Consider the following 12,020-nt stretch of genomic DNA (forward strand, 5'->3'; position numbering starts at 1 on the left):
GATCAGAAAAAAGCAATGAGCAGGACAACATTTTTCGGGTGAGCCTTTGCAGAGAACCATCGGCTGGTGCGAGATGGCAGGTATCCCAAAGAACAATCCCCTGTGAGCTGTACAGACGAAACCAGAAATGGAAAGTAGTCCGGACCGGCCTCTCACCGTTAGCAGAGAAGAGATTCACCGGAAAGTGTATCAAATGGTTTCGGGGATCTTGTCTGAGTGATCGACCAAAAGAAACAGCCGATAATTAGAAGTGGTAACGCGGAGCGTTTTTTGAAAGCTTCGTCTTCTTGCATAAGTCAGGGAGACGAAGCTTTTTTTGTTTCCAAGCATACCAACACAATTGCCTTTTCCCTTTTCTTTTTCCATTTGAAATCCATGTAAACTGGAAATATCATTTTTGAACGAGGAGGAATTTTATTATGAACACGTTGGTTATTGTACTGATCGCCGCTGTATGTCTGATAGCAGGTTATACCTTCTACGGAAGCTGGCTGGCAAAGAAATGGGGCATCGATCCCAAAGCAAAAACACCTGCCGTTGCAAAAAATGACGGTCAGGATTACGTCCCTACCGATGGATGGACCGTATTCGCCCATCAGTTTTCTTCAATCGCAGGTGCAGGCCCTGTCACCGGTGCCATTCAGGCCGCTGTCTTTGGATGGGTTCCCGTCCTTTTATGGATCCTGATCGGCGGTATCTTCTTTGGTGCTGTTACCGATTTCGGTGCGCTGTATGCGAGTGTCAAAAACGAAGGAAAATCCATGGGACTTCTCATTGAGAAATACATCGGCAAAACAGGAAAAAAACTGTTTCTTCTCTTCTGCTGGCTCTTTACACTGATCGTTATCGCCGCCTTTGCCGATATGGTTGCCGGAACATTTAATGCTTACGAAACGGTTGACGGCGTCACAAAGCTTTCTGCCCAGGCAACTGTAAACGGCGCTGCCGGAAGCATCTCCCTGCTGTTTATCGCTTTTGCTGTTGTCTTCGGACTGCTCCAGAAAAAACTGCAGTGGAAAGGCTGGAAAGAAATGGTACTCGGCCTTGCATGCACCGTTGCAGCTTTTGCAATCGGCATGAATGTACCGCTTGTAACAAGCAAAGCAACCTGGACTTATCTGGTATTTGCCTACATCTTTCTTGCCGCTGTCCTTCCGATGTGGCTTCTGATGCAGCCGCGTGACTTTATGACAACCTTTATGTTTGCCGGCATGATCCTTGGCGCTGTTGTCGGACTTGTTGTTGCACACCCGAAAATGAATCTTCCAATGTACACCGGTTTCCACAATGCGGCATCCGGAGATCTGTTCCCGATCCTGTTTGTCACCGTTGCCTGTGGTGCTGTTTCCGGATTCCACAGCCTGGTATCGTCTGGAACCTCTTCGAAAACCATTGCGAATGAAAAAGATATGCAGAAAGTCGGATACGGAGCTATGGTTCTGGAGAGCCTGCTTGCCGTCCTCGCCCTCTGCGTTGCCGGTGCTGCTGCTTCTGCAGACGGTACGGCTGCTGTCGGAACGCCATTTGCGATCTTTTCTTCCGGTGTTGCCGGATTTCTGGAAATGTTCGGCATCCCGGTATACGGAGCACAGTGCTTCATGACGATGTGTGTATCGGCGCTGGCACTTACCAGTCTTGACTCCGTTGCACGAATCGGCCGTATGTCCTTCCAGGAACTGTTCACTGTCGATGATATGGAACATGCTGCCGGATGGAGAAAGCTGCTCTGCAATAAATATTTCTCTACCATTGTTACTCTGCTCTGCGGCTACATCCTGACCCAGATCGGATATGCCAATATCTGGCCGCTGTTCGGAAGTGCAAACCAGATGCTGAGTGCACTCGTTCTGATCACGCTCTGTGTCTTCCTGAAAGTCACCGGCCGTGAAAACAGAACCCTGTTCCCGCCGCTCATCATCATGCTCTGTGTCACCTTTACCGCACTGGTAGAGCGTGTCATTGCACTTGTAAAAGCGTATGGAGCAGGAACCGCTGTCTTCCTCGTTGAGGGACTGCAGCTCATCATCGCCATTCTGCTGATGGTTCTTGGTGTCATCATTGTCATCAGCTGTGGAAAAGAACTGTTCCGGAAGAAAGCGGGACAGGAAACGAAATAATATAGATGTTTCTTCAAAGAGCTTCCTAACGTAAAACGCCGTCAGACTACAACAAGTCTGACGGCGTTTTACATGCCATAGTTTTTTACGAAACAATTGCCGCCTTGGTCGCACCGATAATCGGGGAGCTGACTCCCTTCGCCCATTGCCATGCCAGTGCGGTCATACATTCAGGGCTTCCATTGTTTCCTCAATCGGAGTTTCGTAGTCAAAACGGTGAATGATATACAGATCCAGATAATCTGTTCCCAGCCGTTTCAGTGTACCGTCAATCTCTCTGTGAATGGCTTCTGCCGACAGATTGCCAAAATTTTACTCCGTATAATACTGTGCCTGCGCATTCCAAAGCTCATAGTATTTGCCGTTTGTATCCACAAATCCCCTGTTCCATAAGGTAGCATCCAGATACTTCGGGATCTCCCGGTTGACCGCCATAAAGGTTAAATGCCCCCGGCTGTCCTGCTGTAAAAGTGACATCCTCCACCACCTGTAGAGGTGGTGGAGGATGTCACACTTCATGACCTTATTCCTTCTCCGGAAACATACTCTTCAACAGATGCGTTCCCGCTTCCGTCCGAAATACTTTTCTGCAGAAATTTTCAATCGCCTGTTTTGAATATTCGCTCTCGCCGGCATTGACCAGAAAATCGGCTTCCAGCAGGATCTGGTAATCCATTCCCTCTACATTTGTATAGGTATGATGATGCGTAACCAGCCATGTGATGCGTTCGACATCCAGTTCTCCTGCCGGTACATCTTTGAAAAATTCTGCAACGAGCGGCGCACTTTCCTCTTCCTGATGCTTTCCGCTGGTATTTCCGTATTTTTCCCGACACAGCGGGCAGGCAATATCATGGACAACAGCTGCCATCTCCAGCGTTTCCTGTGTTTTTGGATCCAGTCCTTCCGCCTCGCCGATGTTCTTTGCAAAGGCCCATACCTTCAGAAAATGATAAATATCATGAATATTTCCCTTATAAAAATCTGTCATTTTTTCAATTGCAGCAGCAATTTTCATATCGTGTTTCCTCCTTCGCATCCTGTCTTTCTTCCCATTATATCACATGTTTCACGCATTTGAGTATCAGATTATCATCTGATCTTATCACAAAATATGCAAAAACAGGAGGCAGAACCTGCCTCCTGTAGCTTTTTAACACTATGATGTTCTTTATGCCAGCGGTTTTCCTGTCAGCATCTCATATGCCTGAAGATATTTCTCGATCGTCTTGTCTACGATTTCCTGCGGCAGAGTCCAGTCGTGGTTTCCATCGTTGGCTTTGAGCCAGTCGCGCGCGAACTGTTTGTCAAAAGATGGCTGACCATGGCCTGGTTCATAACCATCTGCAGGCCAGAAGCGGGAGCTGTCCGGAGTCAGCATCTCGTCGCCGATTACGATATTTCCGTTTTCATCAAGACCAAACTCAAATTTTGTGTCTGCAATGATAATGCCTTTGCTTAAAGCATAATCGGCACATTTTTTATACAGAGCGATGGTGTAGTCGCGAAGCTTCTCTGCATACTCGGCTCCTTTTCCCGGGAAGTATTTTTCCAGATGGGCGATGCTCTGCTCATAAGAGATATTTTCGTCATGATCTCCGATTTCAGCCTTTGTGGACGGAGTGTAGATTGGCTCAGGAAGCTTGTCAGATTCTTTTAATCCTTCCGGAAGCTCGATGCCACATACTTTTCCTGTTTTCTGATAGCTTGCCCAGCCGCTTCCGGTAATGTAGCCGCGGACAATGCACTCGATAGGAAGCATTTCCAGCTTACGGCACATCATGCTGTTTCCGTCAAATTTCTCCTGCTGGAAAAATTCCGGCATGTCTTTTACGTCTACAGAGATCATATGATTCGGAAGGATGTCTTCTGTCAGATCGAACCAGAATTTGGACATCTGGGTCAGAACGGTACCTTTTTTTGTTACCACATTGTTCAGAATGACATCAAAACAGCTAATACGGTCGGTTGCTACCATGATCAGGCTGTCGCCGTTATCATAAATCTCGCGTACCTTACCCTCTTTGATTGGCTTTAATTCTTTCATCATGAATACCTCTTCTTTTCGTATAGGATAGTGAACGGAATTACACCCAATCCGGTGAAATTCCTTTGACACCTTTACCCTACACCACTCCTTATAAATTGTCAAGTATTTATTATTAACGCTACTAAATAAACCCCAAAAGGGATCTTTTATTTCCATTTATAATTCTGCTCCGTTTGTTTCTATCACGTGTTTATACCGGAATGCGGAATCTTTCATAATTCTCTCCTGATTTCTGTAGTCCACATATACGAGTCCAAATCGATATGAGTAACCTTTGGCCCATTCAAAATTATCCATCAAAGACCACTGGAAATATCCTCTGATATCCGCTTCCTCTGCTGCTTTTCTCAGTTCTCGCAAATATCTTGCAAGAAAATCAATTCTGTTTGGATCATGCACTTTTCCATCTAATGAGATCACATCATGGCAGGATAATCCGTTCTCTGTGATGTAAATTGGCTTATGATATCTTTCATATAAAAACTTCGGTCCCCACTGCAGACATTCCGGTGTTACCGGCCATTGGATCGCAGTTTTAGGAAATCCTTCATATCGGCAAACCTCCTGTGGCTTTCCGTCTTCCCCCATACGGACGCATCTTCCATTATAAATATTCTGTCCATAGATATCGATCGGTTCTGAGATCAGACGCATATCTTCTTCTGTGATTTTCGGAAGATATTTTTCATAACGCACCAATCCCTCATCCGGATAATGTCCTAATAAAACCGGATCAGACCACCAGGATATCTTCCTCTTATTACTCTACTATTCTAATTATTTCCATTCCTCGATTCCCAGATTCTCTATATAATCAGCAAGTTCTCTCGCCATCTCATAGGTTTCTGGAATTCTGAGATGTCCTGGAGTCGCTGCTCCGTTTCTTTTAAAGATACAATGGGAAATCTTACTGTCTCCCATAGAAACCACTACATCGTCAATTGCTTTGTCCCAAGAACTGTCATGCTCAAGCAATGTCGTACAGCAGATGACCGATGCCTTCGGATATACCTGACGCAGTTTTTTTAAAAATTCTGTATAGTGTTCTCTCCAAAGAATTGCTTTCTCACACATATAGTCTTCTGACATGTAATCAAACGGATGATTATCATTCTGGCCAATTGCCACGACAACAACCTGCGGTGTATACTGATTAAAATCCCATTCTGTCAGTTCACCAAATGTTTTATTGAAGCGGATTTTATTCCAGGCACTTTCCATTCCAATCTGATCCGGCTCATGGAACCAGCCTTGTCCATCCAGCAATGCAATTCCGCCCTGTGCGATATCATGGATCTGTGCATTCAGCATACGTGCTGTCATCCATGCATAGGAATACCAGCTGTTAGAATAACCTCCCTGATGTTCAGGGTCCGTCTTTCCTGTATAATCCACTGCTTCTGTCACTTCTCCTGCTGATACAGAATCTCCGTAAACTTCAATTTTTCTTGTCTGTGCATCCGGAAGTTCCAATAATTTTGCTCCGTCTTCAATTTCAAATCCAAGGATGTGCATCTCATGGCAGGAATCCTGACGTTTAAAGAAAAGAACATGATGTTCTCCGTTTTCATTCTCAGGAACACGAATCTCTATTTCATTCTCTTTCTCGTTATCCAGATAATAACACGACTGCACTCCATCTAAAATACATCCAAGATAATTCTGCCAGTATTCATTTTTGTTTCTCAGGAAAATTTTCAAATATTTTCCTGTAAATTTAAATTCCACAGATGTACATGGATAAACCCAGATTGGTTCTTTTGGATTCGCCCAGTCAATCCTTCCGCTATAACGTATTTTTTTATTATCAGGATTAATTCTCATCTTATCTCCTCCATATTTTACAGTAAACTTGCTGCACCGATCATTCCAGCTTCATTTCCAAGTGCTGCTGTCTCAATCTCCAGAAACCTCTCCTTCAAAAATCTTATGCAATAATTAATGACATCAGATAAAATGGAGTTGTATCCGTTACCTCTTCCGGAAGAATTGTTATATCTACCGTATGAATTTTCTTTTCTCCACTGCACTGCAGGAAGCAGTCACCTCAAAATGAATAGAATCCCCGGCTTTTTTCCCGATCCATCCATTTTTAAAATGATCAAGATGTCCTGTTTTCTCTTCCATATCTGCATGAAATCCGCAAAGTTTTGGTGAAATTTCACGGATTGTCAGGCGTTTTGCATTCTCGTATGCATTCTCCGTCATTGCCTTCGGAAAAACAGGTTCTTTTTCCTCAACTTCTAATTCTGCTTTCACGCTTTCAAGGAATTTTTCAATTTCTTCTGCAACAAGTTTGTGTCCTTTATCATTTGGATGAAGTCCATCTGGTGTAAGTTCTTCCCTTATATATTCACCAGCCTTCATTCGCTGATAAATCGTATCTCTTGCTTCAACCTTTGCAGCATTCACGAGAAATCTGTAATTTGTTCCGTAAGAATCCAATAGGCAGTTGGCCGATTTTTTCTTTTATGCGAAATGGAAACGGAACGTATAGCTGTATCTTCCCTTGCATACACGATATTCCGGGTGAATATTTTTCGTCCAGCCGGTATCTCCGCCAAGGCCTGCGTGTGCTGCATCCAGGATCAGCCAGGTTCCTGTCGTATGCTCCGGAAGTTCTTCCTCATATGCGGCTTTTCGATATTCTGCCATAGAATATGGAAGCGCACTGAAATGGAAATCATCACTGCCTACAATCTGAACAGTATGTGTTCCATCTGAAAGAACGGCAAATCGCGTATCCTCATGGCCACCGCATTCGCAAGGTACTACAAACGGAACGTGCTGTTCTGCTACAGAAGATGTGTAAAATCCGGTAAAAGCTGCGTCCTTTCGGTCTGCATACGTCTCCCAGGGTCCTTTTCCATACCAGCTGAGCGTATCAAACGCTGCAGGAAGGCAGAACGACTGTCCGACTCTTGCGATGGTCTCAAGGCCGCTGTTGTTTGTTACTTCGTTTTTCAGCTCCATTCCCTCACTGCCGATGCGATACAGAGTATGAGCGGTAAAGAGTACTGCGTTGTCCGGCTCCGCGGTATAGGAAGCCTGCACTTCAAGAAGCACCTGATTTCCGGCACTGACAGCCGATACTGACTGTACTTTCTTTTTCAGACGATCCAGACCTTCCGCGCGCCAGATATCATCGTAATCACTTTCATGGGTTCCCTCATCAATACCGGTTGGGGCACGATAAAATTCATCTTTTCCGCCGGTCATAAAAGAAACGCTCTTTGCCTGATATCTGGTAAATTCACCTGTCTTTTTATCAAAGATAATTTCGGTCTCTTCGCCGGTGATGCGAACATGATTTTCATCCTCCGCTACGGTCAGTGGTTTCTCCACAATCGTTTTCTCGTCTGCCAGATAAACACCTGTAGTAACCGGAATCTGACGGCGGTATAGTTCTGTTCCCGCCGGTGCATAGAAGGTATCTTGGGCAAGCTCAACGTAATAATTTACATACGCCTCGCCATGCAGTTTCGCCGGAAGCTCCGGAAGCGGAAGCGTCTCTGTTGTTCCGGCTGCCGTGTAAAATGCCGGATAGCTGCCTTTTGCAAGCGTTTCGCCGTTCTGCACAATTTCATAGCGCACCTGCAGATGAGAAAGATCGAGGGTATGGTAGCGGTTTGCCAGCACCCATATAGTTTCGCCGGTATATGGATTTTTCACCTGCTCAATCGTAACCGGGGACTGGCCGTTTCTCACCTCATAGGCGCCCGGTTTATAGGAAAGATCGGCAAAGACAACACCATTCAGACACATATCCGGAACCGGATCGGTCACATCCTCTCCGAACGCTCCGCCGTAGCCGTATTTGATATTTCCGTCCTCCTCGTGGATCGCAATCGCCTTGTCCGCGAAATCCCAGATAAAGCCGCCCTGGAAACGCGGGTATTTATTGACATAGTCCCAAAACTCCTTGAAATTTCCGTTGCTGTTACTCTTTGCATAAGCGTATTCACACATAATGAACGGGCGGAGATCGGAATCGTCTGCCATCACATCCTCAAGCCAGCTCATCGTCGGATACATTGGGCAGATAACGTCGGAAATATTACTCTTTGGGTTGCCGGACTCATACTGAACGTATCTTGTCTTGTCGTATTCGCGGATCCAGCCGTGCATCGCGGCATGATTCGCCCCGGCACCGGATTCATTTCCAAGGGACCACAAGACGATGGAAGGATGGTTTTTATCACGCAGTACCATACGGGTTGCACGCTCCAGATAAGCGGCTGTCCACTCAGCGGATGCACTGAGCTGTCCGCCGTAACCGTGCGTCTCAAGATTTGTCTCATCGACAAGGTAAATGCCAAGCTCGTCACACAGATCATACCATTTCACCGCGTTCGGATAATGGCTGGTGCGGACGGCGTTGAAATTGAGACGTTTCATTACAGCAATTTCTTTTCGCATCTGCTCCTCAGAAACGGTACGTCCCGTCTCGGCGCAAAAATCGTGGCGGTCTACGCCGCGGATCACAAGGCGCTTGCCGTTCAGGGTCAGAACGCCGCGGCCGTTGATCTCCACCTGGCGGAAGCCGACCTTGCAGCTCTCGATATCAACCGTCTCATTCTCTTTGTTCTGCAGCTCGACAACGAGGGTGTAAAGTGTCGGAGTCTCTGCAGTCCAGAGTGCCGGGTTCTCTACCGGAGCAGTAACGGTTGCGATAAATTTCGGCATCAGATAGAAGCCGCACTCAGCAAACGGTCTCGAAGCCATCTCGGTTACTTTGTTCTGTTCTGCATCATACAGCGTCACTTTGGCATGATACTCGCCGTACAACGGTTTGGAGTTGTCCGGCCAGATCGTGACAGAGAGAGTAGCTTTCGTGTAATCCGGGTGTGTGAACAGTGTCTCTGCCTTATAGTCCAGGATGTGCTGCACCGGTTTCGATACGAGGCGGACATCGCGGTAGATACCGGACAGATGCCAGTAATCCTGATCTTCCAGGTAAGTACCGTCACAGTAGCGCATCACCTGTACGGCGAGGGTGTTCGTTCCCTCCTGCACATATTCGGTGATGTCAAATTCCGCGTTCACTTTGCTGTCCTGGGAATACCCCACCTGTTTTCCGTTGACCCAGAGATAGAAGCAGGACTCCACACCGCCGAAATCGATGAGAAGCTGTCTGCCAATATAGTCTGTTGGAACCTCGAAGGTTCTGAAATAGCAGCCAGTCAGATTTTTCTCCGGCACATACGGCGCATTCAGCTCGTAGGTGCCTTCGATAATCTCGATCTCAAATGCTTCGCCATTTGCCTCCCGTTTGAACGGATACAGCATATTGGTGTAAACCGGCTTTCCATATCCCTGCAATTCCCAGTTGGACGGCACCGGAATCGTATCCCATGCTGCGTGATCGAAATTCTCTTCATAAAATGCTTCCACCGCTTCCGGTGACGGATACATTTTGAATTTCCAGTCTCCGTTCAGATCCATTACAAAGCGGGACGCGTTCCGATTTCCGGCGAGCGCCTGCTCTACCGTCTCATACGCACCATACGGCGTATGCATCGGATAATGATTTTTCTGCGTTATATACTGATTTTCCCAGTCTCTTGTCTGTCTCATGTTCTTGAAACCCTCCTTGCCTTTGCTTTCGCATTTTCCGACTGCCTCTCTTCTTTTTATCCAGATTGGTGTTCCTTTTTTGCTTTCCTGTGATATAATACATCTGTGGATTTTCAGAAGATTCATGCAGTTATCTTATGATTCAGTATAAAACACTGCACGTGGATGAGAAATAGTTGATCTGGTGTTTCTTTTATCCAAAATGGGAAAGCAAAGGAGAAGTCGTATGATACCGGAATATCTGCTTGCAAAAATAGAAAAGAGCGATGTTATCTATCGCTGTATTGGAAATGAAATGAAGAACGGGATTCTGGCATGCGGTTTTATGCGGAAAGAGACGGCGGACCGCTCGCAGTATCATTTTTCGAACGAGTATTACAGCTGTTTCGTGCTGCTGCGCGGGAGCGGGGAATATATTGCCGAGGACGGCACCTCCTATCCGCTGCAGGCGGGAAGTATGGTCCAGCGTCTACCGGGTGTGCCGCATTCCACACGCGTAGACCCCGATGGGAAATGGCTGGAATTTTTTATCTCGATTGGGAAACCGTTTTTTGATTCTTTCTGCTCGCTTTCGGTTCTGAACCGGGAGCCGGTGTTAAAGGCAGAGCTGCTTCCCGGCGATCTCGAGCGGTATCAGAAGCTTCTGCAGTCGTTAAAGGCCACACCGGACAGTCTGCTGCCTTTGCGGATTCCGGAGATGGAAAAAGAGATTCTGCGAATGTACGGCTACCATGCGCACCGGGTGAATCTGCAGCGGGATCCGATCGAGGCCGCCTGCGATATGCTCTCGCAGAATCTTGATGAAGAAATTTCTCTCGAAGAGCTTGCCCGGTCACTCCAGATCGGTTATGAGACGTTTCGAAAAGTATTTAAAAAACAGACCGGCGTCTCTCCTGCACGGTACCGCACCAGGAAGAAAATGGAGCAGGCCCGTATTCTTCTCGAGGGCGGCGTACCGATGAAGGAAATTGCCGGTCTTGTCGGATATGGCGATGTCTATGCGTTCAGCAAGCAGTTTTCCCGGTTCTTTGGATTCCCGCCTGGAAAGTACCGCGCACGTCTTCACACGGATGCGCCGGATTTAGAACAGTTTTAAGATATCGTCCACGGTTTTACGTTTCGGCTTGTCCGGGTTGATGGCACGGTAGCCGACAGCAATGACAGCACCAAGGAGCTCATTCTCCGGAATGGAGAGGGCTTCACGGATAGCTTTCTCATCACGGATTCCCATAATCAGAGTATCAAGGCCGAGTTCTCTTGCGCGCAGGATCAGGTTTTCGTCATGCAGGCCAAGATCGTAATAGCCCCAGCCGTTTCCGACTTCATTGTCCGGTGTTCCGTCCTGCGTGAAGCCGGAGCGGTCTTTTACGAATGCTGTTACGACAAGTGCGGCTCCCTTTGAACTCTTCTGATTGAATTCTGGAAGGCATTTTGCGGAAAATTCTTCGACTTTCTCCGGTGTTACAAGGGCATAGTACCGTGTTGTCTGTGAGTTTTTCCAGGATGGTGCCTGAATCGCTGCCTGTACGATCTCCTGGATCTGCTCTGCGGTTACGTGTTTCTCCGGATCAAACGCGCGGATGCTTCTTCTTTCTTCCAGCAGTTTTGTAAATTCCATGGTGTATATCCTCCTTTTATTTATAAAGCCTCGTAATCTTCCCGTGAAAAACGGTGATACGTCAGGCCGAATTCATTTTCTTCGACACAGTAACAGTATTCATCTACAGACGGGTCTGAAAAAGAAAATACATGGCCCATCTCATGCTCCTCGGATGCGTTTTCTTCCACGGTAGTATGCATTTTCTCTGCATAGGAAGAAAAGCAGTTTCGAACCTGTTCCATTGTGTTTCCAGGCGTTGTGATCACCTGCAGAAGGTTCTGCAGGAGCTCCGGAACAGGAATTTTCCGCTCGATATAAGAACATCCCTCCTCCGGGATTTCCATGCAGTAGCGGTCCTTGACCGCTGAAATCGCAAGTGTTCCAAGACGCGGCTGTACTTCCTTACAGAACGCGGCAAGTGCCGCATCCAGGTCTTCTGTTTCGTCTAAAGAAAGGGAACGGCGCAGGGACTCCGCCGGGTAGTAGAGCTTCATCGTACCGCCCTCATAGCCGATCTTCACCTGCCATTCCCGAATCGTATCGGTAATATGTTTTTCCAACAGTTTTGCTGTCATGTTTTCTAAGTCACCTCCATTGTGCTGCATGTGCAAAAAACACAGTATTATTATCGCACGAATTGGGCATTGTGTGAACACTTAATTTTTTGTTTTTTACA

Annotated in this window: 11 protein-coding genes and 1 pseudogene; 2 read left to right on the top strand and 10 right to left on the bottom strand. The window is 46.8% G+C overall.

Features of this window, described 5'->3' with window-relative positions:
- Positions 1–419: 419 nt before the first annotated feature.
- Positions 420–2,117 (top strand): carbon starvation CstA family protein, encoded by a 1,698-nt coding sequence (locus DWZ44_RS12305; RefSeq protein ID WP_022462875.1) that lies wholly within the window; start codon positions 420–422, stop codon positions 2,115–2,117.
- Between the two features lie 168 nt (positions 2,118–2,285).
- Here DWZ44_RS12305 and DWZ44_RS12310 read toward each other — a convergent pair.
- The 8 genes and pseudogenes from DWZ44_RS12310 to DWZ44_RS12340 form a co-directional block, all read right to left on the bottom strand.
- Positions 2,286–2,429, bottom strand: a pseudogene (locus tag DWZ44_RS12310) (aldo/keto reductase); the annotation flags it as partial.
- On the bottom strand, positions 2,430–2,594 hold the full coding sequence (locus tag DWZ44_RS18240) for a hypothetical protein (protein ID WP_022462877.1): 165 nt from the start codon (positions 2,592–2,594) through the stop codon (positions 2,430–2,432). It lies immediately after the preceding pseudogene.
- A gap of 46 nt (positions 2,595–2,640) precedes the next feature.
- Positions 2,641–3,135: an HD domain-containing protein gene (locus DWZ44_RS12315; RefSeq protein ID WP_117508936.1), complete on the bottom strand. Its 495-nt coding sequence runs from the start codon at positions 3,133–3,135 to the stop codon at positions 2,641–2,643.
- Between the two features lie 153 nt (positions 3,136–3,288).
- On the bottom strand, positions 3,289–4,164 hold the full coding sequence (locus tag DWZ44_RS12320; RefSeq protein WP_055217859.1) for a phosphoribosylaminoimidazolesuccinocarboxamide synthase: 876 nt from the start codon (positions 4,162–4,164) through the stop codon (positions 3,289–3,291).
- Between the two features lie 159 nt (positions 4,165–4,323).
- Positions 4,324–4,917 (bottom strand): family 1 glycosylhydrolase, encoded by a 594-nt coding sequence (locus DWZ44_RS12325; protein WP_117804971.1) that lies wholly within the window; start codon positions 4,915–4,917, stop codon positions 4,324–4,326.
- A gap of 27 nt (positions 4,918–4,944) precedes the next feature.
- On the bottom strand, positions 4,945–5,991 hold the full coding sequence (locus DWZ44_RS12330; protein ID WP_117804972.1) for an electron transporter RnfD: 1,047 nt from the start codon (positions 5,989–5,991) through the stop codon (positions 4,945–4,947).
- 174 nt (positions 5,992–6,165) lie between these two features.
- Positions 6,166–6,579 carry an SGNH/GDSL hydrolase family protein gene (locus DWZ44_RS12335; protein WP_147342480.1) on the bottom strand — a complete coding sequence of 138 codons (414 nt, stop codon included), beginning with the start codon at positions 6,577–6,579 and terminating at the stop codon, positions 6,166–6,168.
- 57 nt (positions 6,580–6,636) lie between these two features.
- On the bottom strand, positions 6,637–9,744 hold the full coding sequence (locus tag DWZ44_RS12340; RefSeq protein WP_158565896.1) for a glycoside hydrolase family 2 TIM barrel-domain containing protein: 3,108 nt from the start codon (positions 9,742–9,744) through the stop codon (positions 6,637–6,639).
- A gap of 226 nt (positions 9,745–9,970) precedes the next feature.
- On the opposite strand from DWZ44_RS12340, the gene DWZ44_RS12345 reads away from it, so the two are divergent.
- On the top strand, positions 9,971–10,840 hold the full coding sequence (locus tag DWZ44_RS12345; protein WP_158565898.1) for a helix-turn-helix domain-containing protein: 870 nt from the start codon (positions 9,971–9,973) through the stop codon (positions 10,838–10,840).
- On the opposite strand, the gene DWZ44_RS12350 is transcribed toward DWZ44_RS12345, so the two are convergent.
- Both DWZ44_RS12350 and DWZ44_RS12355 read right to left on the bottom strand, forming a co-directional pair.
- Complete coding sequence (locus tag DWZ44_RS12350) at positions 10,826–11,362, bottom strand: nitroreductase family protein (protein WP_117508939.1); 537 nt, start codon at positions 11,360–11,362, stop codon at positions 10,826–10,828. The two genes, DWZ44_RS12345 and DWZ44_RS12350, sit on opposite strands and share 15 nt — an antisense overlap.
- Before the next feature lie 20 nt (positions 11,363–11,382).
- The gene (locus tag DWZ44_RS12355; RefSeq protein WP_055266095.1) at positions 11,383–11,919 is read right to left on the bottom strand and encodes a DUF3877 family protein; all 537 of its coding nucleotides are present in this window, start codon (positions 11,917–11,919) and stop codon (positions 11,383–11,385) included.
- Positions 11,920–12,020 lie beyond the last annotated feature (101 nt).

It is taken from the genome of Blautia sp. AF32-4BH (assembly GCF_003460565.1).
Classification (GTDB): domain Bacteria; phylum Bacillota; class Clostridia; order Lachnospirales; family Lachnospiraceae; genus Fusicatenibacter; species Fusicatenibacter saccharivorans.